The sequence below is a fragment of the Gordonia polyisoprenivorans genome, from assembly GCF_017654315.1.
Lineage (GTDB): Bacteria > Actinomycetota > Actinomycetes > Mycobacteriales > Mycobacteriaceae > Gordonia > Gordonia polyisoprenivorans_A.
This window is the reverse complement of sequence record NZ_CP072203.1, coordinates 2,880,400-2,904,396: the sequence shown is the minus strand read 5'-3', so window position 1 is coordinate 2,904,396 and position 23,997 is coordinate 2,880,400. Positions and strand designations below refer to the sequence as shown.

22 protein-coding genes and 1 rRNA gene are annotated in these 23,997 nt (G+C 65.8%); 2 read left to right on the top strand and 21 right to left on the bottom strand.

Annotation, left to right across the window (positions count from 1 at the left end):
* Positions 1–341: 341 nt before the first annotated feature.
* Positions 342–1,866, bottom strand: a 16S ribosomal RNA gene (locus J6U32_RS13065).
* A 711-nt stretch (positions 1,867–2,577) separates the two neighbouring features.
* Here J6U32_RS13065 and mftM point away from each other — a divergent pair.
* Complete coding sequence (gene mftM / locus J6U32_RS13060) at positions 2,578–3,426, top strand: mycofactocin oligosaccharide methyltransferase MftM (protein WP_244332857.1); 849 nt, start codon at positions 2,578–2,580, stop codon at positions 3,424–3,426.
* 6 nt (positions 3,427–3,432) lie between these two features.
* Here the strand turns inward: mftM and J6U32_RS13055 are convergent, their stop codons facing one another.
* The 12 genes from J6U32_RS13055 to murA form a co-directional block, all read right to left on the bottom strand.
* Positions 3,433–4,092, bottom strand: a complete 660-nt coding sequence (locus J6U32_RS13055) for a MadR family response regulator transcription factor (RefSeq protein ID WP_208795810.1) — start codon at positions 4,090–4,092, stop codon at positions 3,433–3,435.
* Positions 4,089–5,573 carry a MadS family sensor histidine kinase gene (locus J6U32_RS13050; protein ID WP_208795809.1) on the bottom strand — a complete coding sequence of 495 codons (1,485 nt, stop codon included), beginning with the start codon at positions 5,571–5,573 and terminating at the stop codon, positions 4,089–4,091. Before J6U32_RS13050 ends, J6U32_RS13055 begins: the two co-directional genes overlap by 4 nt.
* Positions 5,570–6,790: an iron-containing alcohol dehydrogenase gene (locus tag J6U32_RS13045; protein WP_208795808.1), complete on the bottom strand. Its 1,221-nt coding sequence runs from the start codon at positions 6,788–6,790 to the stop codon at positions 5,570–5,572. Before J6U32_RS13045 ends, J6U32_RS13050 begins: the two co-directional genes overlap by 4 nt.
* A 63-nt stretch (positions 6,791–6,853) precedes the next feature.
* Entirely contained in the window at positions 6,854–8,380 is a 1,527-nt protein-coding gene (locus J6U32_RS13040; protein ID WP_208795807.1) for a VWA domain-containing protein, read from the bottom strand.
* 11 nt (positions 8,381–8,391) lie between these two features.
* Entirely contained in the window at positions 8,392–9,696 is a 1,305-nt protein-coding gene (locus tag J6U32_RS13035; protein ID WP_208795806.1) for an AAA family ATPase, read from the bottom strand.
* Positions 9,697–9,861: 165 nt separating this feature from the next.
* Entirely contained in the window at positions 9,862–11,154 is a 1,293-nt protein-coding gene (mdo, locus tag J6U32_RS13030; protein WP_208795805.1) for an NDMA-dependent methanol dehydrogenase, read from the bottom strand.
* Between the two features lie 210 nt (positions 11,155–11,364).
* The gene (locus tag J6U32_RS13025; RefSeq protein ID WP_208795804.1) at positions 11,365–12,132 is read right to left on the bottom strand and encodes an energy-coupling factor ABC transporter ATP-binding protein; all 768 of its coding nucleotides are present in this window, start codon (positions 12,130–12,132) and stop codon (positions 11,365–11,367) included.
* Entirely contained in the window at positions 12,129–12,905 is a 777-nt protein-coding gene (gene cbiQ, locus J6U32_RS13020) for a cobalt ECF transporter T component CbiQ (protein WP_208795803.1), read from the bottom strand. Before cbiQ ends, J6U32_RS13025 begins: the two co-directional genes overlap by 4 nt.
* Positions 12,906–12,909: 4 nt before the next feature.
* Complete coding sequence (locus tag J6U32_RS13015) at positions 12,910–13,329, bottom strand: PDGLE domain-containing protein (RefSeq protein ID WP_208795802.1); 420 nt, start codon at positions 13,327–13,329, stop codon at positions 12,910–12,912.
* Entirely contained in the window at positions 13,326–14,051 is a 726-nt protein-coding gene (locus J6U32_RS13010; RefSeq protein WP_208795801.1) for an energy-coupling factor ABC transporter permease, read from the bottom strand. Before J6U32_RS13010 ends, J6U32_RS13015 begins: the two co-directional genes overlap by 4 nt.
* Before the next feature lie 180 nt (positions 14,052–14,231).
* On the bottom strand, positions 14,232–14,534 hold the full coding sequence (locus tag J6U32_RS13005) for an ArsR/SmtB family transcription factor (RefSeq protein ID WP_208795800.1): 303 nt from the start codon (positions 14,532–14,534) through the stop codon (positions 14,232–14,234).
* On the bottom strand, positions 14,531–15,787 hold the full coding sequence (gene murA, locus J6U32_RS13000) for a UDP-N-acetylglucosamine 1-carboxyvinyltransferase (RefSeq protein WP_208795799.1): 1,257 nt from the start codon (positions 15,785–15,787) through the stop codon (positions 14,531–14,533). Before murA ends, J6U32_RS13005 begins: the two co-directional genes overlap by 4 nt.
* Positions 15,788–15,845: 58 nt before the next feature.
* On the opposite strand from murA, the gene J6U32_RS12995 reads away from it, so the two are divergent.
* A complete protein-coding gene (locus J6U32_RS12995) occupies positions 15,846–16,460 on the top strand; it encodes a cob(I)yrinic acid a,c-diamide adenosyltransferase (RefSeq protein WP_208795798.1) in 615 nt (204 codons plus the stop codon).
* A 23-nt stretch (positions 16,461–16,483) separates the two neighbouring features.
* On the opposite strand, the gene J6U32_RS12990 is transcribed toward J6U32_RS12995, so the two are convergent.
* From J6U32_RS12990 to J6U32_RS12955, 8 genes are all read right to left on the bottom strand, one after another.
* Positions 16,484–16,927 (bottom strand): DUF2550 domain-containing protein, encoded by a 444-nt coding sequence (locus J6U32_RS12990; protein WP_208795797.1) that lies wholly within the window; start codon positions 16,925–16,927, stop codon positions 16,484–16,486.
* Between the two features lie 168 nt (positions 16,928–17,095).
* Positions 17,096–17,476 (bottom strand): F0F1 ATP synthase subunit epsilon, encoded by a 381-nt coding sequence (locus J6U32_RS12985; protein ID WP_208795796.1) that lies wholly within the window; start codon positions 17,474–17,476, stop codon positions 17,096–17,098.
* Positions 17,477–17,485: 9 nt separating this feature from the next.
* Positions 17,486–18,934, bottom strand: a complete 1,449-nt coding sequence (gene atpD / locus J6U32_RS12980) for a F0F1 ATP synthase subunit beta (RefSeq protein WP_208795795.1) — start codon at positions 18,932–18,934, stop codon at positions 17,486–17,488.
* 55 nt (positions 18,935–18,989) lie between these two features.
* The gene (locus tag J6U32_RS12975) at positions 18,990–19,937 is read right to left on the bottom strand and encodes a F0F1 ATP synthase subunit gamma (protein WP_208795794.1); all 948 of its coding nucleotides are present in this window, start codon (positions 19,935–19,937) and stop codon (positions 18,990–18,992) included.
* 112 nt (positions 19,938–20,049) lie between these two features.
* Entirely contained in the window at positions 20,050–21,678 is a 1,629-nt protein-coding gene (gene atpA / locus J6U32_RS12970; RefSeq protein ID WP_208795793.1) for a F0F1 ATP synthase subunit alpha, read from the bottom strand.
* Positions 21,679–21,775: 97 nt separating this feature from the next.
* The gene (locus tag J6U32_RS12965; RefSeq protein ID WP_208795792.1) at positions 21,776–23,125 is read right to left on the bottom strand and encodes a F0F1 ATP synthase subunit B/delta; all 1,350 of its coding nucleotides are present in this window, start codon (positions 23,123–23,125) and stop codon (positions 21,776–21,778) included.
* Between the two features lie 2 nt (positions 23,126–23,127).
* Entirely contained in the window at positions 23,128–23,640 is a 513-nt protein-coding gene (locus J6U32_RS12960) for a F0F1 ATP synthase subunit B (RefSeq protein WP_006368524.1), read from the bottom strand.
* Between the two features lie 59 nt (positions 23,641–23,699).
* Positions 23,700–23,963, bottom strand: coding sequence for a F0F1 ATP synthase subunit C (locus J6U32_RS12955; RefSeq protein ID WP_006368525.1), 264 nt, complete (start codon positions 23,961–23,963; stop codon positions 23,700–23,702).
* Positions 23,964–23,997 lie beyond the last annotated feature (34 nt).

The following is a 23,997-nucleotide window of genomic DNA, read 5'->3' as shown; positions in this document are numbered from 1 at the left end:
AAACCAAAACATTGATTCGATATGCATTGCAAAAATAAAGATGCTCGCATCCACTATGCACTTCTCAAACAACACACACCCACAACATCACCGCATCTCCGCGCCCCACCACAGGACACCTCACCAACACGACAACCATTGCAAGCACCAAGACAACACACAGTGTGTTCCCTCAGAACCCCGACAGTGTATTAGCAGCACCCACCAGTCACCCAGAATCACCCGCCACCACCAGCATCAGACCAGCGACAGCACATGGCGTGTTTGATGTTTCACCCTATGAACACACACCCACCCAACGGACAGACGCCGCCGGCCTGGGAATGTTGCATGCTCCTTAGAAAGGAGGTGATCCAGCCGCACCTTCCGGTACGGCTACCTTGTTACGACTTCGTCCCAATCGCCGATCCCACCTTCGACAGCTCCCTCCCACAAGGGGTTAGGCCACCGGCTTCGGGTGTTACCGACTTTCATGACGTGACGGGCGGTGTGTACAAGGCCCGGGAACGTATTCACCGCAGCGTTGCTGATCTGCGATTACTAGCGACTCCGACTTCACGGGGTCGAGTTGCAGACCCCGATCCGAACTGAGACCGGCTTTAAGGGATTCGCTCCACCTCACGGTATCGCAGCCCTCTGTACCGGCCATTGTAGCATGTGTGAAGCCCTGGACATAAGGGGCATGATGACTTGACGTCATCCCCACCTTCCTCCGAGTTGACCCCGGCAGTCTCCTGCAAGTCCCCGGCATAACCCGCTGGCAATACAGGACAAGGGTTGCGCTCGTTGCGGGACTTAACCCAACATCTCACGACACGAGCTGACGACAGCCATGCACCACCTGTACACCAACCACAAGGGAACCAACATCTCTGCTGGCGTCTGGTGTATGTCAAACCCAGGTAAGGTTCTTCGCGTTGCATCGAATTAATCCACATGCTCCGCCGCTTGTGCGGGCCCCCGTCAATTCCTTTGAGTTTTAGCCTTGCGGCCGTACTCCCCAGGCGGGGTACTTAATGCGTTAGCTACGGCACGGATCCCGTGAAATGGAACCCACACCTAGTACCCACCGTTTACGGCGTGGACTACCAGGGTATCTAATCCTGTTCGCTACCCACGCTTTCGCTCCTCAGCGTCAGTTACTACCCAGAGACCCGCCTTCGCCACCGGTGTTCCTCCTGATATCTGCGCATTTCACCGCTACACCAGGAATTCCAGTCTCCCCTGTAGTACTCAAGTCTGCCCGTATCGCCTGCACGCCTGCAGTTAAGCTGCAGAATTTCACAGACGACGCGACAAACCGCCTACGAGCTCTTTACGCCCAGTAATTCCGGACAACGCTCGCACCCTACGTATTACCGCGGCTGCTGGCACGTAGTTGGCCGGTGCTTCTTCTGCAGGTACCGTCACCCGAAAGCTTCGTCCCTGCTGAAAGAGGTTTACAACCCGAAGGCCGTCATCCCTCACGCGGCGTCGCTGCATCAGGCTTGCGCCCATTGTGCAATATTCCCCACTGCTGCCTCCCGTAGGAGTCTGGGCCGTGTCTCAGTCCCAGTGTGGCCGATCACCCTCTCAGGTCGGCTACCCGTCGTCGCCTTGGTAGGCCATTACCCCACCAACAAGCTGATAGGCCGCGGGCCCATCCCCAACCGCAAAAGCTTTCCACCACAGAACATGCATCCCATGGTCATATCCGGTATTAGACCCAGTTTCCCAGGCTTATCCCAAAGTCAGGGGCAGATCACCCACGTGTTACTCACCCGTTCGCCACTCGAGCACCCTGCAAGCAGGGCCTTTCCGTTCGACTTGCATGTGTTAAGCACGCCGCCAGCGTTCGTCCTGAGCCAGGATCAAACTCTCCATGAAAAAACATCGAAACCAAACAGTTTCAACACAAAACAGGAAAGCAAAACCTGACAAAAACAATCCAAAAAACTGGCAAAAAAAAATCCACACCACACCCCACAACAAGGGTGCAATGCACAAACTCTAATGCCACAAAACAAATGGCATCAAACAATCCACCAATACACTATCGAGTTCTCAAAGAACACACACCCACCAACACCACCCCACACAAGGGCGAACTCCGATGAGCTTGTTCTGTTTCTGAAATGTTAACCCCTTCCGGAGCAACTCTTCCAGAGTACCAGGTGCTTGTTCCGTCCGCAACCTTCTCGGTTGGCAGTCAGATCGGCACCCGACGATCCCGCATCCTCATCGCGACACATGACAGTGCCGGCAACGATTTTTCGGGGGCGGTCAACGTCTACCCGGTTTCCTCTCCCCTACCGAACTCCTCTCGGAGCCCTCCGGGGCGGCGCCGCGGCGCGCTGACTTCGAATAAGTTACGCACCCGGGTGCCACGAATCAAATCGCCAGGTGAGCTCCGGGCCGACCGTGCATCCGCCCTGGTCAGCGGCCTCGCTGCCGCTGTCGGAGCTCGCGTATCCGGCCGTGCGGCCCGCTCGCGAGCATTGTGATCTGGGCCATGCGGGGGCTGTGATCGCCTCTCCGTTCGGTCAGCAGATGCACCCGTTCGGGCAGTTTCGCGGCAAAACTCCAGGTCATAGCGTTGTGATCATGAGCGTCACGACGATGAGTGCCGGGCTGCCGACCGCCCGTCGGATCACGGTGCGACACGTCGATGCACTGCCGGCGGATCTGCCCCACGCCGGACGGGTTGCCTGGTCCACCGACCGGGATGGAGCTCGCGTCGACCTCGTCCACACCTTCACCGCCGCCGAGATCTCGGATGACGCAATGATTCTCGCGCTCGAAGGCCTGATCGATGCCGGCACGTTGTGCGGCCAGTGGGAGTTCGAGGAGGCCGCGGTCGGTCTGATCCGGTCGTGCAGCGATCACGCCGACGACGCGTGGGCTGGCTTCTACGACAACTCGCTGCGCGCGCTACGCGACGGGACGGCGTCGTTCGCGCCTGTCCACCGGCGGGCGCGTTCCCTGATCAGCGGTTCGAGCGTGCTCGAAGTGGGCTGCTGCTTCGGCTTCTTCGCCCTGCAGTGCGCCGAGGACGGCCTCACTGTCGCCGCATGTGACATCTCCGTCGGTGCGGTCGACCTGCTGACCCGGGCCGCACGTCGGCGGGACACCGCTGTGCTGGCAACCGTTGACGACGCCACCGGCCTCGGTTTTCCCGACTCCTCGGTCGACACCGTCACGTTGATCCACCTGCTCGAGCATCTCCCCGCGAAGCAGGCGCGCGCGGCCATCAACGAGGCACTTCGGGTGGCGCGTCGGCGCGTGGTGATCGCGATCCCGTATGAGGATCGTCCGAGCGAACACTTCGGCCATCTCGTTCGGTTGGGGCCCGACAACCTGCACGCCTGGGCGGACGCAGCCGACCACGCCGGCGCCGAATTCCTCACCGATCACGGTGGTTGGCTGGTGCTCACCCCACGTCGCTGAGCCTCGTCAGATCAGCCCGCGCTTACTGGCGATGTACACCGCGTCGGTCCGTTTGCTGACGCCGAGCTTGCGAATGATGTTGCGAATGTGGAACTTCACCGTCGACTCGGAGATGAACAGCGTCGTACCGATGCGCTTGTTGCTCATCCCGTCGGCGAGAAGCCGCAACACCTCGCGCTCACGTTCGGTCAGGGTTTCCGATCCGCCACCATCGCCGGACACCGTGCGCAACACGATCGCCGCGCTGCGCGGATCGAACGCGCTGCCGCCGCCGGAAACCGACTGGATGGCCCGGACCAACTCGGTGGTGTCGACGTCCTTGACCACGTAGCCACGTGCTCCCGCCTTCACCGCGCGCACCACGAGATCGTCGTCGAGGAATGTCGTCAACACCAGAGTGGCCACCTCGGGATGCCGGGCGGCGATCTCGGTGATCAGCCGTAACCCCTCGTATTCGGTGCCCGCCGTCAACTTCAGATCGACGACGACCACATCCGGCCGCGACCGCTCGACCTCGGCCAGTGCCTGGTCGAACGAATCCGCCTCGCCCACAACCGAAATCGTTTCCTCCCGTTCGAGGAGCGAGCGAATGCCCGCACGCAGGAGTGCGTGGTCGTCGACCAGCATGGTGCGCACCGCCGTCGTCGCGATGTCGGGGTTGTTCATCTGCTGACCTCCTGATGCAGTGGCGATCGTGTCCCGGCGGTACGCCGGACCGATTCGGTGGTGGCGCGCCGCAACGACGTCGATTCGGTGACGGTGCCGGCCGGGATCTCCACCCCGACCCGCACGCCGCCCATCCGGGATCGGCGGATCCGGAACTCACCACCGAGTTCACGTGCCCGAGCCGACATGTTCGCCAGGCCCCGATGTCGCCCCGCCAGATCGCCCAGTGTCGCCGCACGCAGCACGCGACGCATGTGTCCCGGGTCGCCGACGCCGTTGTCGTCGACGGTCAGGCTCACGTCGTGATCGCCGTAGGTGAGCACCACCCGCGCCAGCGTCGCCTCGGCGTGCACCGCGGTGTTGAACAGCGCCTCGCCGGCGATGCGCAGAATGGCGTGTTGCACGTCGTCGGGCAGGTCACGGGGCCGGCCGACCACCCGCACCTCGGTCTCCAGATCAGCCGGCATGTGCATCGAGCACAGTTCGTCGAGAACCTCCCCCAGGCTCAACCCCTCCACCGACGGCGACTGGTTCAGGGCATAGATCACCGAGCGCAGTTGCTCGACCGCGTTGCGGGTCAGCGTCCCCGCGACCTCGAGGCGCTCGGCGGTCTCCGGGTCGCACTCCATCCGGCAGACCTCGATCTGCACACCCGCCGACAGCACCGACTGCGTCACCGAGTCGTGCAGTTCCCGGGCGATGCGTTCGCGCTCCTCGGTGACCAGCCGTTGTCGCATCACCGCCGACAACTCCCTTTGTGTGCGTTGCAATTCCACGTTCTGCACCGCCAGGTCGGTGGCCTGCTCACGGGCCTTGGCGTAGGCGTCCTCGGCGCGGGCGAGCTGATGGCGACTCTCCTCGAGCAGTGCCGCATTGAGCAGCGCCACCACTGCCTGTCGCGCGAGGATGCGCATCACCACCAGGTCGGCAGAGTCGACCACGTGGCGCGGGGGCGTCCACGCCGACAGCCCGCCGACCACCCGGCCGTCGAGGTGGACCGGCACATGCAGATGGTGATCGGCGACAACCGGACGGACGAGCTCACCGAGCTGGTTGCGCAAGATGTCGTTGAGACGGTTGAGCACCTCGTCGGGCAGGTGGCTCGGCGCGCGCGCGACCTGCACGCCCTCGAAGGCATAGATGGTGCCGTCGCCGTCCATCATCAGGTGACGCGGCCCCGTGCGGTCGAGCTCGCCGTCGCAGAGGGCGAAGACCACCCAGTCGGCCTCGAGGTGTTCGGCCGCCGCGCGCACCACCGAGAGCACGAGAGTCTCCGGTCCTTCCGCGGTCTGCACGAGGGCCCGCGAGATGCGGTCGAGTGCACCGACCACACGACCGAGACGCTCTTCGACCCCGCGGAACTGCGCGTAGTGCGAGCCCTTCACCGAGTGCAAACCGATCAGCGAATCGAAGTCCGACCCGACGACCTCGTCCACGCCGGGCGTCAGATCGCGGTCGCCGAACCTCGAGGAGACACTCATAACGCCTCGCGATAGAGACGCGCGACGTCGGCCGGGGTCGGCTGACGCGGATTGGTCCGCATACAGGCATCGACGAGCGCGTTGGCGGTCAAGGCGTTGATGTGTGCGGCGCTGACTCCCAGCTGAGAAAGTCGAGCCGGCATCCCGATCCGTCGCGAGAGTTCGCACACCGCGTCGGCGAATCGCTCGGCGGTCACGAACGCCGACGACGCCGTCGGGATGCCGACGGCCAGGGCCAGATCGACGAAGGGGGTCGGGTCGGTCTCCGCGTTGAACCGGATGACGTGCGGGAGCAGAACGGAGTTGATCGCTCCGTGCGCGGCGTCGCACAATCCGCCGACCGGATGGCTCATCGCGTGGGTGGCGCCGAGGATGGCGTTGGTGAACGCCATCCCGGCCTCGAGGGCGGCGTAGGCCATGTCGAGTCCGGCGTCGGGGTCACCGGGACAGTCGACGAAGCGCTCGATCGATCGCCATGCGGTCCCGATGGCCGACAACGCCGAGCGGTCGGTGAGTCTGGTGTGCGCCAGCGACGCGTAGGCCTCGATGCAGTGCGTGATCGCGTCCATCCCCGACTGCGCAGCCACCTCGGGCGGCAGCGTGGCCAGCGCGTGGGGATCGATCACCGACACATTCGGGACCAATCCGCGCCCGATGATCGTCACCTTCGTCATCCGGTCCACGTCGTTGACGATGCAGAACTGCGACACGTCCGAGCCGCTGCCCGCCGTGGTCGGGGCTGCGATCAGCGGCGGTAGCGGGCTGCGGGCACGGTCGATGCCCTCGTAGGACAGGATGTGACCTCCGTTGGCCGCCAGGATGGCCACTCCCTTGGCGGCGTCGATCACCGAGCCACCGCCGAGCGCCACGATTCCGTCCGAGCGTGTCTGCTCGTAATGGTCGAAGCCCGACGCGATCTCCGGCGCCCGGGGATTCGGTGAGACGTCGGTGAAGGACGCCACCTTGAGGTCGGCCGCCCGCAGACGTTGCGCCAGGCGCGGATACCAGGGGGTGGCCACCAGGTTGCGGTCCGAGACGATCATCAGCCGCCGCATCCCCAGACCTGCAGCGGCCGTGGGGATCTCATCCAGAGCGCCGGGACCGACGATGACCTCGGGAGTGTGGAACTTGACCACCGGGATCCGCGTCGGCCGCGCTGCGAGTCGTGGCCGTTCCGAATCCACCTCGGGTCGGGCCTCACCGATATCGGCGTGCATCCCGTTCACCCACCTCGTCGCACCCACCAGTCGTTGCCGAAATCCTACGCGGCCACCGACGGTTCACGCGCCGTATGCGCTGACCGAGACCTGCTCGAGCGCCTCGAGGTCGTGGACGACGTGCACGCGGTCGCACAGTGTGGCGTAGGCCGGCAGGTCGCACGACCCGAGGCCCCACGAGTAGCTGGGTTCGGGTGTGATCCAGATGGTCTCCCTGGCCCGGCGGCTGATCTCCTCCAACGCATCGAGGTTCGGGTCGCGGCCGTTGTTGCGACCGTCGCCGAGCACGATGACGGTGGTGCGCCGGGTGATCGCACCACCGAACTCGTCGAGGAAGCACTGCAGTGCATTGCCGTAATCGGAGTCGGCGTCGGTGTCGAGCACACCGCCGGCCGGCAGGCCCGAGACGACCAGCGACAGCGCCTCCTCGGGAGGGTGCTCGGCGAAGAGATCGGTGATCTCGACGAGGTCGGAGACGAAGGCGAACGACCGGACGTGGGCCACCATGCTCTGCAGTCCGTGCACGAGTTGCAGGGTGAAGCGGGCCGCGCTGCGCACCGACAACGACACATCGGCGAGGATCAGCAGCGACGGGCGGTCCTCGACCTTGGCAACGGTGATGGGCCGGAACGGCACCCCGTCGAATCGCAGATTCGCGCGCATCGTGCGGGCCGCGTCGACCGTGCCGCGGGCGGCGAGTTTGCGTCGGGCGCGCGGCGCGCCGTGCAGCGATCGGATGAGCCTGCGGATCGACTCCTCCAGGCTGGCCCGCTCGTGCTCGTGAATGGCATCGCGCACCGACGCCTTCACCTCACGGTCCTCGATCTCATGGTCGGTCGCCATGAGCGCCTCGAGGTGATCACGCAGCTTCTCGGGCAAACCGTCGAGCAATCCCGCCAGCGCGCTGCGCAGTCGGGCGATCTCCTCGCGGTCGGGCTGCGAACCGGACAGTCCCCCGGCGTCATCGAGCCAGTCGAGCAGCGCCATCTCCTGCGCCACCGACAACTCGGCGTCGAGCTGGGTCGGATTGCCGGTGACGAGTTCCCCCGGGCGGCCCGGGTTGTGCAGGCGTGACACCGTCAGCTGCACGCGAGCGGCCTGCTCGGAGTTGGGGACCGAATCCGCCGACAGCACGATCTCGTCGGTCAACGACGCCATGTCGAGTTTGTTGGCCTCCTGATGCAGGTTGTACTGCTCGGCGAGGTCCTCGGGGTCGAAGAAGTCCCGAATGTTCGACGGCGGACCATGACTGTGACCTTGCTGCGGGGTGTTGCTCACCTCGTCGGACAGGGTGTACTCGGCGAGCTCACCGGTGTCGGAGAGATCGTCGTGACTGTGCGAATGTCCGTGTCCGTCATCGGTGTCGAGCACCGGACGCAACGAGAAATACTTGTCGAAGACCTCGTCGAAGGTCTGCTCGTCGCGTCGATCCTTGATCAGACACGCCTGCAGCGCCGAACGCATGAGTTCACGATCGGCGAGGATCTCGGCGGTGCCGACGGCCGCCATCGCGTCCATCGCCTCCGAGACGCCGATGCGCACGCCGTGCAAGCGCAGCAGCCGGACGAACCGGTGGACCGCTCCTTCCATGACGCCGCTCCCTAGAACGGACGCTTGCGGCGGGTACCCGAACCCGAGCGGGAACGGCCGGTGTCGCCGAAGGAGCGACTGCCCTGCGTGGCACTCACCGCCCGGGTCCCGGCATCGCTCTTGGCCCCGGGCGAACCGTAATAGTCGTCACCGTGGCGGCCGGGCTTGTCCTTCTCGGCACGTTTGGCGCGACCACCGTGCGGGTCGTCGTGTGTGTGCTCGCCCTCGTGGGCGTCGTCGTGGGTGTGGGAATGCCCGTCGTGCGAATGGGAATGGCCGTGATCGTGGGAATGTCCGTGGGTGTGCAGATGATCGGGCACCTGCGCGTTCGGGTCCACCAGCCGGGGCAGGGCGTCGAGCGCGCGGGTGAGGTCGCGGTCGTACTTGACGACGACGTTGGCGGTCTGCCCGAGGATGTCGGCGGAGAGTTCGTCGGCGCCGAGCACCGCGAGGGTCCGCGCCCAGTCAATCGCCTCGGAGATACTCGGCGCCTTGCGCAGGTCGAGTTCACGCAGCCCGCGCACGATCTCCACGAGTTTGGCCGCCAGTGTCTCGGCCAGGCCGGTGTTCTTGGACTTGATGATCTCCAATTCCCGGGTGGCGTCCGGGTAATCGAGCGACAGGTGCAGACACCGACGTTTCAGTGCCGCCGACAGGTCACGAGTGTTGTTGGAGGTCAACACGATCATCGGCTGATGCTTGGCGACGAAGGTACCGATCTCGGGTACCGACACCTGGTATTCGGCGAGGAGTTCGAGCAGCACCGCCTCGAGCGCCTCATCGGCGCGATCGACCTCATCGATCAGCAGGACGACCGGGCGTTCGCTGCGCACCGCCTCGAGTAGCGGCCGGGGGGCGAGGAAGCGCTCGGAGAAGAACACGCTCTCCTCGGCGCCGATGCGGTCGACCGCTTCCGACAGCGAGTCGGCGTCGGCGACCACCGCAGAGATCTTCTCCCGCAACACCTGGGTGTAGAGCAACTGCTTGCCGTAGTCCCACTCGTAGAGCGCGGTGGTCTCGTCCTGACCCTCATAACACTGCAGCCGCAACAGATCTCGGCCGGTCACCTCCGCCAGGGTCTTGGCGAGCTGCGTCTTGCCCACTCCTGCCGGACCTTCGAGAAGGACAGGTTTGCCGAGCCGGCTCTGCAGGAAGACGGTGGTCGCCAGACGTTGATCGGCCAGGTAACCCGCCTCGGCGAACCGGGCGACCACGTCGTCGACATCACGGAAGCCGTCACCCGAATCAGGTTGGCTCGCAGCATCTTCGACATGCGGGGCGACGGTGTCGTCGGTGGTGACGGTGGAGGTGGGCATCGATCTCTCCTGAGGTCTGGTGGATGTGGGCCGGCGGCCGGTGGCCACGCCGGTGATCACCCGAATTGGGGGCGTTCGGGTGACCACCGGCGTGTAGTGATGTGGGGACACGCTATTCGGGGCAGACACATCCCCACATCGGTCTTCATCGGCGACGCACCGCTCTTACGGGAGCAGTTCGTCGAGATCGCCGTTGACGCAGTGCTCGACGACCGGGCGAACGGTCTCGAAGGTGCACTCCTTGGGGTTGCCCGGGGTGCACGCGTCACCGAGCACGTGATTGGTCAGCGCGTCGATGGTGGCCGCGTCGGTGGTGATCTCCTTGCGGTTCTCGTAGTACTTCGTCGGGCCCTCACCGAGACGGTTCTTCGGGTAGGTGTTCTGCTTGACGTCGGCGAACTTCTCCACGATGCCCACGTCGCGCAACAACCGGATCGCCGCTTCGAGCGCGGCGTCGGCGGCCTGGACCTTGGTCATGCCGTGGGTGTCGACGCCCATCGCGTCGGCCATGTCGGCGAAGCGGTCGTACATGACCGGCATGTTGAAGGCCCACACGCGCGGCAGCGCAATGGCGTTGTTGAGTCCGTGGTGGGTGTCGAAGAACGCCGAGACCGCGTGGCTGATCGAGTGGATGATGCCGAGACCACCGGAGTTGAATGCCTGCGCGGCGATGTACTGCGCGTACATCATGCCCTCGCGGCCGGCGAGTTCGGTCGGGTTCCAGGTGGCCTCACGCAGGTGACGGGCCGTCATCCGGACCGCGTGCAGGGCGTTGCCCATCGACGGCGGGAAGTTCAGGCGCGACACATACGGTTCCGAGGCGTGGGCGAGCACGTCGAACCCACACTGCGCGGTGAAGGCGACCGGGCAGTCGTAGTAGAGCACCGGGTCGTCGATCGCCAGGGTGGTCACCGCCGCGTCGTCGAAGGCGACGTACTTGTGCGGCTTGTCGGGATCGGTTGTGGTGTCGGTGATCACGTAGGCCCACGAGGTCTCCGACCCGGTACCCGCGGTCGTCGACACCGCGATGTGCGGCGGGTTCTTGGGGTTCTCGCTCTTGTTGAAGCCCTCGAACTCGTTGACGTTGCGGCCGTCGTGCGCGACCGAGATGCGCGCACCCTTGCAGGCGTCGTGCGCCGAACCGCCACCGATGGAGATGAACGAGTCGCACTTCTCCGAGTTGTACAACGACACGGCGTCCATGACGTTGTAGTCCTTGGGGTTGGACTCGACCTGGTCGTACACGACGACCTCGAGGCCGTGGTACTTGCACGACTCCACGATCTTGTGGACGGTGTCGCTACCCCGCAGACCGGTGGTCATCACGAGGGTCTTCTTGAACCCGAGTTTGAGGGCCTCGGGGCCGATCATCTCGTGCGCGCCCGGGCCCATCATCGCGCGCGGGAACGGGTGAAACTCCTTGATGGGAAACGGTTTGAGTAGTTCGTCTACCTGCATCTGACCTGTCCTCCTTCATCCGACGCACACCGCGTGACGCCGACTTGAGCACCGGCGACGTTACGCGCGTCACACCGTGTGTCAGAAGTGTTGTGAGGCCAAACCGTCCCTATTGCACCGAGTGCCAACCGAAGGGCAGTGCGTCCCCTGCCCGAGTGGTCAGGGCGATGCTGGCCGCAGGGTCAGTCACCCTGACCGGCGCGCGTCGGCTCACGCGGAGGACTGAGCGGCGCGTGCCCGGCGCACCGCATCGATGTCGAAACCCCAGGGCATCTCGAGGCGATGCGCGGCAAGCAATTCCGTATCCGACAGGATGTCGTCGACGTCGCCGTCGGCGACCACCCGCCCGGCGTCGAGCACCACCGCGCGGTCACACAACTGCGCCGCATACAGCAGGTCGTGGGTGACCACGAGCATCGTCGTGTGCAGCGTGAGCAGGGTGTCGGCGAGCTCGCGCCGTGCCTGCGGGTCGAGGTTCGCCGACGGCTCGTCGAGAACCAGAATGTCTGGGCGACATGCCAATACGCTGGCGAGTGCGCCGCGTCGGCGCTGTCCGCCGGACAGGTGGTGCGGGCTTCGCCCCGCGTGCTCGGTCATCGAGACCGCCGCCAGTGCCTCCTGGACGCGGGCGGCGAGTTCGTCACCGCGCACCCCGAAGTTGGCCGGTCCGAATGCCACGTCCTCGGCAAGGGTGGGCATGAACAACTGGTCGTCGGGGTCCTGGAAGACCAGTCCCACGCGGCGTCGGACCTCACGCAGGGTGTCCTTGGCCACGCGGGACCCGTGGATGCTCACCGCCCCCGCGCTCGGCAGCAGAACTCCGTTGAGCTGCAGCATGAGTGTCGTCTTGCCCGCTCCGTTGGGGCCGAGCAGTGCGATCCGCTCGCCCGGTTCGACGACAAGATCGAGATGGTCGATCGCGAGGTGCCCGTCGGGGTAGGCGTAGCGCAGTCCGGCGATCTCGATGGCGGGGGTCATCGCAACACCCAGGCGGCCGCGGCGATCGTGGTCGCGGCCAGCGCGGGTGTCACGATCACCAACCACTGGCCGGCGCTCGCACGGGCCGTGCCCACCACCCCGGGCATCTCCGGGATCGTCCCGGTGAAACCCCTCGACATCATCGCCAGATGGACGCGCTCGCCGCGCTCGTACGAGCGGAGAAACAGCGCGCCAACACCTTTGGCGATCGCACCGATCTGGTGGATCGCTCGCGGTGAGTCCCCGCGGGCGACGCGCGCGATCTGCATGCGTCGGATCTCGGCGGACAGCAGATCGACGTAGCGCAGCATCATCACGAAGATCGGGGTGATCGACGCGGGCACACCGAGGCGGCTCAGCGCCACCGGCAGCTCCCGCGCCGGCGTGGTGGCAGCAAAGGTCAGCGACGCCGCCACGCCGAGCGAGCCCTTGATGACGATCCCCCACCCGGCATACAGCCCGGGCACCGACAACGAGAGCCCGGCGACGGCGACGCGCTCACCCCCTTCGGCGAAGGGCAGGAGCACCGCGAGGATGACGAACGGCACCTCGATCAGCATGCGCGGAGCGATCCACGCCGGTGAGATCCGGGCGACGACCCACACCGCGGCCACAACCGCCGCGAAACCCGCGTAGGGCCAGAACATCTCACGCGGAGTGGCCACCACTGCGAACACGAAGACGACCAGACAGACGATCTTCACCTCGGCGGGCGCACGGTGAACCGCGGAGTCGCCGGCGCGGTAGAGCGGGTGCGCGTGTCCGGCTCCCATCGACTCAGTCTCCCGATCCGGTCCCCGACCGGGCGACACCGGTACGAGCACGTCGAGCGCCGCCGATGATCCAGAACAGGCCCGCGGCAATCACGAGGGTGATCGCCACGCCGATCACCCCGGCGATCCCGTTGGTGTAGCCGATTCCACGAAAGCTGTAGTCGGCCAATGGCGATGACGCCATGGCATGGTCTGTCGCATGCTGCGCGATGCAGTCTCCGGTGAGTTGCTCGGCACCGTCGACCTCGGTCGTCTCGCACCCGCGCAGGGTGGTCGAGTCCAGACCGTCCGGTGACGAACTGGCCAGATAGGACACCAGGCCTGCGATGAGCAAGGCCACCACACCGAACGCGATGAGGAAAGTCCTGCGATGCACCCGGGGCGAGCGGTCGCCGTGATCGTCGGTGGTTCCGGTCGCGGTCATGCCGGTGCTCCGATCAGCGTGGCGGGAGAGTCGGTGCGGCGCAACAGATAGACGAGGTCGGGTCGGGCCCGGGCTACCGCCACCACGGTCGCCGCGGTGATCAGCCCCTCACCGACGCCGATCAACAGGTGCGTGCCCCACATGTAGCTCGCGACCGCGGTCATCGACGTCGCCGCCGCTCCACCGATCGCATATTCGACGACGAATCCGCTTGCCGCGCACACGGTCCCACAGAGTGCCGCGACGAAGGCCACCACGCCCAGGCCGGCGAGCGGGTGATCCGAGTGTCCCCGGCGACCGACACGCAGTAGCCGCGACGCGGCCACCGCGACGCCGTAGCCGACGAACGTCGAGATGAGAGCCATGTTGGTGAGGTTGGCTCCGAGGGCGGTGATGCCGCCGTCGGCGAACAGCAGGCACTGCACGATCAGCACGATCGCGATACACAACGCGCCGGTATAGGGCCCCACCAGGATTGCGGCGAGAGCACCTCCGAGCAGATGCCCGCTCACACCGGGGAGGACGGGGAAATTGATCATCTGGACGGCGAAGATGAAAGCGGCGACGAGGCCGGCCATCGGCACGGTCTTCTCGTCGAGGTCGCGGCGCGCACGCCAGGCACAGAAGGCCAGGCCGACCACGGCGATGACGCCGAACAGCAGCGAGGTCGGTGCGTTGATGATGCCGTCGCTCATATGCATGGCGACTGGGGTGGTGGACATGAGCAGTGCCCTTCGAGATCCCTGGAGGTACACGCCCGGACGGCGCGATACGGGAAACACTAAAAGCGGACATCACATCTGTCTACTTATTCAGATGTTGAGGTGCTCAGACTGTCCGACCGGTCAGGTGTGGTCCTGACCACAATTCGACGGCGCCATGTCGATTCGGATCGGCACGGCTCACGACTCGTGGTGGCCGGCCCCGATCCAGTGCAGGAGTTGATGAACGGTCTCGTCCTCGAGTCGGTAGCTGACCGAACGGCCCTGTCGGGTGGAGGTCACCCACCCCTGGTGCCGCAGCACGCGCAGGGCCTGCGACACCGCGGTCTCGGTCCGTCCCACCTCGGCGGCGAGATCACCGACGATGATGCCGGGCGTACGGTGCAGCACCAACAGGATCTCGAGGCGATGCGGATCGGACAACAGATCGAAACGACTCGCCCACGCGGCGATGTCGACCTCACCGGCCGGATCCGCGCTCATCCCCGGACCCGCTCGATGCCGCCACCGAGCCGGGTGAGGTTTTCCTCGAAGTTCGGGTATCCGCGGTCGATGTGTTCGATGTCGTGCACCTCGGTGACCCCGTCGGCGACGAGGCCGGCCAGGACCAATCCGGCGCCCGCTCGGATATCCGAACACCACACCGGGGCGCTCGAGAGACGCTCGATACCTCGCACGACGGCGTGATGTCCGTCGGTGCGGGCATCGGCCCCCAGGCGCACCATCTCCTCGACAAAACGGAAGCGTGCCTCGAATACGTTCTCGGTGATCACCGACATGCCGTCGGCGACCGCCGCGAGTCCGATGGCCATGGGCTGCAGGTCCGTCGGGAACCCGGGAAACGGGAGGGTGGACACGTTGACCGCGGTCGGCCTGCCCTCGTGACGTACCCGGAACCCGTCCGGCATGGTGTCCACCCGTGCACCGGTGTCGACCAGTTTGTTGAGGACAAGCTGTAGATGCGCGGGCGCGACCCCGCGAACCGTCACGTCACCGCCGGTCATCGCGGCGGCGATCCCCCAGGTGGCGCCGACGATCCGGTCGCCGATCACCCGGTGTTCGGTGGGATGGAGACGATCGACGCCGGTCACCGTCAGCGTCGAGGTACCGGCACCTTCGATGCGAGCACCCATCTGCGAGAGCATCACACACAGGTCGACGATCTCCGGCTCGCGGGCGGCGTTGTCGATCGTGGTCTGCCCGTCGGCGAGCACTGCGGCCATCAGGATGTTCTCGGTGGCCCCGACCGACGGGAACTCCAGGGCCACGGGCGCACCCACCAGCGCGTCTGCCTCAGCAACCACACAACCGTGCTCGATCGCACTGTGTGCGCCGAGAGCCCGCAGGCCGGCCTGATGCATATCAAGCGGTCGCGACCCGATCGCGTCCCCACCAGGAAGTGCGACGACCGCTCGGTGGCAACGCGCCATCAGCGGTCCCAGCACACATACCGAGGCGCGGAACTGTTTCACCGCGTCGAAGTCGGCGTGGTACTTCGGCTCGGCGGGTGCATCGATCACAACGGTGTCGCCGTCGATGGACACCGTCGCGCCCAACCCACGCAGCACGTCGGCCATCAGCGGTACATCGGCGATCTCCGGCGAATTGGTCAATGTGGTCGTGCCCTCGGCGAGCAGCGCGGCGGCCATCAACTTCAGGACGCTGTTCGTGGCACCGCCCACCGAGACCTCACCCTGCAGCCGGGCTCCCCCGGTCACCAGATAGCGATCAGTCACGTCAGACAGCTTATCCGCCCGTCACCGTCACCCCGGTGAGGCGCTAGATTCGGGACTTATGGCCGTTCATCTCACCCGCATCTACACGCGTACCGGCGACGACGGGACCACCGGGCTCAGCGACTTCTCGCGCGTATCCAAGACCGACCCGCGAGTGGTCGCCTACGCCGACTGCGACGAGGCCAATGCGGCGATCGGAGCGGCGCTGTCGCTGGGCGGATCGGTTCCCGACGACATCGCGACGGTCTTGCGGACGGTTCAGAACGACCTGTTCGACGCCGGCGCCGACCTGTCCACTCCAGTGGTCGAGGACCCGAAGTACCCGCCGCTGCGGGTCGAGCAGGACTACATCGACGCACTCGAGCGCTGGTGTGACGCGTTCGGCGAGCCCCTGCCGTCGCTGGACTCCTTCATCCTGCCCGGCGGCAGTCCCCTGTCGGCTCTGCTGCACCAGGCCCGAACCGTCACCCGCCGGGCCGAGCGATCGGCGTGGGCGGCGGTCGACGCCGACCCGGAGGCCACCTCGGTGCTCCCCGCGCGCTATCTCAATCGGCTCTCGGATCTGCTGTTCATCCTCTCGCGCGTGGCCAACCGGCCGCCGCACGGTGACGGCGACGTCACCTGGGTGCCGGGCGGTCAACGTCACCGGCCGGATGAGACGGCGTCGGACTGACCACCGCGTGATCGCGGAAGCTCTCAGGCGCTGCGGCGTTCGGCGCGAGCCGAACGCCGGGACTCCAGCCACGACTGGAATGCGGTGACCCCACCGGCGTCAAAGGCGATTTCATAGTCCTTGCCGACACCAGTACCGACGGATTGGTGCACGTGCAGGATGATCAAGCCCTCGAGGATGTCACGTTCGCTTCCGACGGCGCGTCGGCGCCCGGCGATTTCGATCGAACTCCGCGGCAGCGTATGTGACGGGCCCGGACGCAGAGAACTCAGCCGGAAATACCGCAGGGCTTCGTCGCTGTAGTGGACCGTGCCGTGCCGCCAGCCCTCGTCGACATCGGCCGGCAGGGTGCGGAGCAGCACCGGTGTACCGCCGCGACGCAGCTGGGCCACCCGATAGGCGAGCAGACCACAGACACACAAGGCGACGAGGAGCAGGACGCTCAGTGTGATCACGAGTTCGGACACCCTGGTGCACCTCCTCGTTGCCGCCCGGGACGCATCGGACCCGTCAGGTCGTGACGTGGCTGTGGTCGTGCGTTGGTCTCCTCCAGGATGCCACCCCGAAACAGCACACGACCGGCCACCCGCACTGGGGTGGCCGGTCGTGTCATCACTGTTGACGTGCTCGGCGGTCTAGGAGGCCAGTTGTTCGGCCGCGGACAGACGAGCCTGCGCGTGGTTGTACTCGTCGGAGCCGGGTTCGGCGGCCTCGAGTGCCGAGCGCTCGGCTGCGACGTCGACGTCATCGGCCCACTCGGCCGACTCGGCGAGGATTGTCACCGCCTGGCCCGTGATCGACAGGAATCCACCCTCGATCGCGGCCGCCTTACGCTCGCCGCTCTCCTCGACGATGACCACGTATCCGCCGGGCACCAATTGGCCCAGCAGCGGCTCGTGGTTGGCCATCACACCGAGTTCACCCACGGTCGTGCGGGCGATCACGAAGGTCGCCTCACCGGAGTACAGTTCGGCGTCGGCCGAGACCACCTCGACGTGGAACGCTTTGTCTGCCATGTCGATCCGCTACTTTCCGGCGATCTTCTCGGCAGCAGCCTCCACGTCGTCGAGTCCACCGCAGCTGTTGAACGCCTGCTCGGGATAGTGATCGAACTCGCCCTTGCAGACCCGGTCGAAGGCCTCGATGGTGTCGGCGAGCGGAACGACCGAACCCTTTTGGCCGGTGAACTTCTCGGCAACCAGGAAGTTCTGGCCGAGGAACTTCTGGATGCGACGTGCGCGCTGCACGGTCACCTTGTCCTCTTCGGAGAGCTCGTCCATACCGAGGATGGCGATGATGTCCTGCAGTTCCTTGTACTTCTGCAGGATGCGCTTGACCTCGTTGGCGACGCGGAAGTGCTCGTCACCGACAATCGATGCCTCCAGGATGCGCGAGGTCGACGTCAGCGGGTCCACGGCCGGGTAGATACCCAGCTGCGAGATCGGACGCGAGAGCTCGGTGGTCGCATCGAGGTGCGCGAAGGTGGTGGCCGGCGCCGGGTCGGTGTAGTCGTCGGCGGGGACGTAGATCGCCTGCAGCGAGGTGATCGAGCGACCCTTCGTCGAGGTGATCCGCTCCTGCAGCTCGCCCATCTCGTCGGCGAGTGTGGGCTGGTAGCCCACGGCGGACGGCATGCGGCCGAGCAGCGTGGACACCTCGGAACCGGCCTGGGTGAAGCGGAAGATGTTGTCGATGAACAGCAGCACATCCTGGTGCTTGACGTCACGGAAGTACTCCGCCATCGTCAGCGCCGACAGTGCCACGCGCATACGCGTGCCCGGCGGCTCGTCCATCTGACCGAACACCAAGGCGGTGTCCTGGAGGACGCCCATCTCCTCCATCTCGAGGTGGAGGTCGGTGCCCTCACGGGTGCGCTCGCCGACACCGGCGAACACCGAGGTGCCGGAGAACTCTCGGGCAATACGGGTGATCATCTCCTGGATGAGCACGGTCTTGCCCACACCGGCGCCACCGAACAGGCCGATCTTGCCGCCCTTGACGTACGGGGTCAGCAGGTCGATGACCTTGATGCCGGTCTCGAGGATCTCGGTCTTGCCCTCGAGCTCGTCGAAGGCCGGCGGCTTGCGGTGGATGCCCCACTGCTCGCCGTCGCGACCGAGTCCCGGGGTGTCGAGGCAGTCACCGAGGGCGTTGAACACGTGTCCCTTGACGACGTCGCCGACGGGGACGCGGATCGGGTAGCCGGTGTCGGTGACGGTGGCACCGCGCACCAGACCGTCGGTCGGCTGCATCGAGATGGTGCGAACGAGGTTGTCGCCGAGGTGCTGCGCGACCTCGAGGGTCAGCGTCTTGGCGACCGACTCGAGCTTCACCTCTGCGTGCAGGGCGTTGAACAGATCCGGGATCGATCCCCGCGGGAATTCGACGTCGACCACGGGGCCGATGATGCGGACGATCCGGCCGTCGGCCGACCCCGACGACTGCGAGGCTGGGGTTTCTACTGCTGCGGTCATGGTGGTTGGATACTTCCTCTTGTCGAAAGATTGTGTCCGGCGGGGTTCGTCTCGGCTAGTTCGCCAGGGCGCTCGAGCCGCCGACGATCTCGCTGATCTCCTGGGTGATCTGGGCCTGACGGAGCTGATTGGCCTCACGTGAGAGCGAGGTCGACAGTTCCTCGGCGTTGTCGGTGGCCGCCTTCATCGCGGTCCGCCGCGCCGCCGACTCCGACGCCGAGGAGTCCAGCAGCGCCGCATAGACGCGAGTGGCCACATAACGCGGGAGTAGCGCCTCCAGCAAGGACTCCGCACTCGGTTCGAAGGTGTAGTTGCGCGACTCGGTGTCGACCTTGTCGGCCTCGCCGTCGCTCTGATCGGCCTCGTCGTCCTCGGTGACGACCAGAGGCGCCATCCGTCGAACCTCGGGAACCTGCGTCAGCATCGAGACGAACCGGGTGTAGACCAGGTGCAGTTCGTCAACACCCTCCAGTGTGCCCTCGCCGTCGGGGATCTCGACCTCTTCGCCGCTGCCGGCGACGAACAGGTCCACCAGGAACTTGCTGGCGACCGACGCGTCGGAATACTCCGGTGACTGCGAGAAACCGGTCCACGCCTGGGCGTAGTCGGCACCCCGGAAGGTGAAGTATCCGACGCCCTTCTGCCCCATCACGAAGATCACCGGCTCCTTGCCCTCCTCGCGGAGCAACGCGAGGAGTTCCCGGGTGGCCCGCAGCACGTTGGCGTTGTAGCCACCGCACATGCCACGGTCACTGGTGATCACCAGAACGCCTGCCCGCTTGGGGTTCTCGCGTTCCTGCAACAACGGGTGATCCAGCGACCCGGCGCTGCTCGCGAGTTCGGAGAGCACCTTGGTCATCTCCGTCGCGTAGGGCTTGGCAGCTGCGACGCGAGCCTGGGCCTTGGTGATGCGCGAGGTCGCGATCAGCTCCTGGGCCTTGGTGATCTTCTTGGTCGACTGAACCGACCGGATGCGTGAGCGCAGCTCACGGATGCTTGCCACGAGCCCTCACCCCTTCCTTGCCATCAGTGTGCCTTGCCGGGCCATCAGTGTGCCTCGCAGGCTTCGGCGGCCATCGGTGCCACGAAGGCATCGGCAGCGCTGGTTGAGTCGATCACTTGCGAATCTTGATCTCTTCTTGAGCGACGTCCTCGGAGTCCATCGCCGCCACCTCGGCCTCGTTGACCACGCGCTTGCCGTCGTGGGTGAGGTAGCTGTTCTTGAACTTGTTGGTCTCGGCGACCAGCGCCTCGGCCTCGTCGTCGGAGAGCACCTTGCCGCCGGCGATCGAGTCGTAGACTCCCTTGGCGTTGTGATGCAGGTGCGAGAGGAGCTGCGTCTCGAAGTTGCGCACGTCGTCGACCGGCACCGAATCGTAGTGTCCCTCGCCGCACAGGTAGATCGAGACGATCTCGTCCTCGACCGAGTAGGGGCTGTACTGATCCTGCTTGAGCATCTCGACCCAACGGGCGCCACGCTCGAGCTGAGCCTTCGACGCGTCGTCGAGGTCGGAGGCGAATGCCGAGAACGCCTCGAGCTCACGGAACTGCGCCAGTTCCAGACGCAGCGAACCGGACACCTTCTTCAGACCCTTGGTCTGCGCGGCACCACCGACGCGCGACACCGAGGTACCGACGTTGATGGCCGGGCGAACGCCCTTGTTGAACAGGTCGGATTCGAGGAAGACCTGGCCGTCGGTGATCGAGATGACGTTGGTCGGGATGAACGCCGACACGTCGTTGGCCTTGGTCTCGATGATGGGCAGACCGGTCATCGAGCCACCGCCGAGCGCGTCGGAGAGCTTCGCGCAACGCTCCAGCAGACGCGAGTGCAGGTAGAAGACGTCACCCGGGTAGGCCTCGCGGCCCGGCGGGCGGCGCAGCAACAGCGAGATCGCGCGGTAGGCCTCGGCCTGCTTGGTCAGGTCGTCGAACACGATCAGGACGTGCTTGCCCTGATACATCCAGTGCTGGCCGATGGCCGAACCGGTGTAGGGCGCCAGCCACTTGAAGCCCGCCGAATCCGAGGCGGGCGCGGCGACGATGGTGGTGTACTCCATCGCGCCGGCTTCTTCGAGAGCCGTCTTGACGCCTGCGATGGTCGAACCCTTCTGACCGATCGCGACGTAGATGCACCGAACCTGCTTGGTCTCGTCGCCCGACTCCCAGTTGGACTTCTGGTTCAGGATGGCGTCGACGCAGACGGCGGTCTTACCGGTCTTGCGGTCACCGATGACGAGCTGACGCTGTCCGCGGCCGATGGCGGTCATCGCGTCGATGGCCTTGATGCCGGTGGCCAGCGACTCCTCGACCGGCTGACGCTCGAGGACCGAGGCGGCCTGCAGTTCGAGCACACGCTGCTCGTCGGCCTCGATGTCGCCGAGGCCGTCGATCGGGGCGCCGAGCGGGTCGACGACGCGACCGAGGAACTTGTCACCGACCGGAACCGAGAGCACCTCGCCGGTCCGGCTGACCTGTGCGCCCTCTTCCAGGGTCTCGTAGTCACCGAGGATGACCGCGCCGATCTCGTCCTCGTCGAGGTTCAGCGCCACGCCGAGCACACCGCCGGGGAACTGCAGCAGCTCATTGGCCATTGCGCTCGGCAGGCCGCTGACGTGGGCGATGCCGTCTGCGGTATCGGTGATGATGCCGACCTCGTCGCGCGAGGCTTCGGCGTCGAACGACGAGACATATTGCTCGATCGCTCCCTTAATCTCGTCTGCTGAGATCGTCAACTCCGCCATGGGTTCTCGTCTTCCTTGCTCAGTCCGTGCAGTGGTTCGTGGTGGGTGGTGCGTCGGCGCCGATCGACCGGAATGGTTCCAGCCGACCGGCTCACGATCAACGCGGCAGCGTCTCGGTCGCCTTCGCCAGTCTCGTGGCGATGTCGGCCTCGATCACCTCGTCGCCGACGCCGATGCGAAGGCCGCCGATGATCGACTCGTCGACCTCGGTCTGGACCGAGATCGTGCGGTGGTAGATATTGCCCAGCACCTGTGCCAGGCGGGTGCGCTGCTCATCGGTCAACTCGACCGCGGACACCACATGCGCGACGATCTCCCCGCGACGGGCGGCGGCCAACTCGGCCAGATGCGCCACCGCGGTCTCCGACGGCTGTCCGTGCAGCAACGCGACGGTGTGCGAGAGCAGATACCAGGTGTGCGGACCGACCTGATCGCCGATGAGCGAACGCAGCAACTCCACGCGGCCTTCCGCCGGACGCTGGAAATCTGCGAGCAGCGAAGCGAATTCGGGGTTGGCATCGAGGATCCGGCCGATACGGAACAGCTCATCCTCGGTCTGCTCGATGGTCCCGTCGCGCTCGGCGGCGGTCAGTACGATCAGCGCGTTCTGCCGACGCAGCGCGGTCACGAAGTCGAGGCTCTGCGACCACCGCTTGGCGGCGGCCGAGGCCACCGTCTCCACGACGATCGGGGCGACCTTGCCATCGAGCAGGGTGTGCACCATCTGCTTCTTGCCTGCGTCGTTGTCCTCGTCCTCGGTCAGCTTCTTGCGCAGGACCGGGTTGTCGAGCAGGAACTTGATGACCGAGGCCATGTCCTCCGACGCCGACGTCAGCGCCTTCGCGTCGAGATCCTTGGCCGCCGACTCGAATTCGGCGCCGACGGCGCGCGCCGCGTCCCGGCTGGTGGCGTGCAGCGAGTGCAGACCTATCAGTTCCGAGCTGGCCGGTACCGAGGAATCGGCCTGCCCGGCGGCCATGCCGTCGAGCTCACTGATGGCCCGGTCGATGGCCGCCGACTGGTTGTCGGCCGACGAGAGATGCCGTCGGACGAGCTCGCCTGCGCCGTCGACGGCGTTGAGTCCGAGTTCCAGCCGCAGTTGGCGGACAAGGCTGGTCCGGGCCAATTCGGCCTGTGACTTGCCGTGCTCGCTGATGCGCCGGACCTCCGCGTCGGCGAGGGCCTTGAGGTCCTCTTCGATCGACTTCGCGTCGTCGAGCGCACCCGCGTGGAGCTCCTTGGCCTCCGCCTCGGCCTTTTCGACCGCGCGGTCGTGAGCGACCCGCGCGTCCTCGGCCCGGCTCTTGGCCTCGTCGCTTTCGACGATCTGCTGACTGATCGCGTCCTTCTGGGCGAGGACCGCCTTGCGCAGCGGCGGCAACACCCACTTGACGAAGATCGCGACGATGACGAGGAAGCCGACGAGCTGCCCGATGAAAATGTCCACGGTTACTTCACCGTCCCGCTCTGCTGGGCCCCGGCACCGGCCGAGGCGACGTCGGTTCCCAGAACGCGGCCGGCCAGTGCCTCCGACAGCCGACTCACGTCCTGCTTGGCGGTTGTGACCGCCTTGTCCGCCTCCACCTTCAGATCCGCCGAGATCTTGGCGAGTGCGGCATCGGCCTCTTCGGTGGCCTTGTGCTTGGCCGCCGACACATGCTCGTTGCCGCGGGCGCGGGCCTCGTCACGGATGCCGGTGGCATCGCCACGGGCTTCCTTCAGACGTGCCGCGTACTCCCGGTCGGCGTCCGCATAGCTCGCCGCCGCGGCCTTGTTGTCCTCGACCGTCTTGGCCACCCGCGCGTCACGCTCGTCGAGCACCTCGAGGATCGGAGGAACGACGAAGGTACGGATGACGACCAGGACGACGATGAAGATCAGCAGGCACGCGATCAGAGTGGCGTTCGGGATGAGGAAGTTGGACGTCTTCTCCCCGGCTTCTTCTGCGGCGAGACTCATCATGTTGGATGTCCCCTATCGGGATTGCGAACTACGAGCAGCTGAACGGACGACGCTTCGACTCAGGACGCGCCGTAGGTCTGAGCCGGGTTGGCGAACACGAACAGGGCCATGAACGCCAGGTTGATGAAGTAGGCCGCCTCGACCAGACCCACGGTGATGAAGAACGGGGTGAACAGACGTCCCTGGGCCTCCGGCTGCCGGGCGATGCCGGCGATGAGCTGCGAACCGGCGATACCGTCGCCGATGCCCGCACCGATCGCGCCGCCGCCCATGATGAGGCCGCCGCCGATCAACGCGCCCATGCTAACCAGATTCGGATCCATTGAGATCTTTCCTTTCGGGTGGAACTGGCACTCT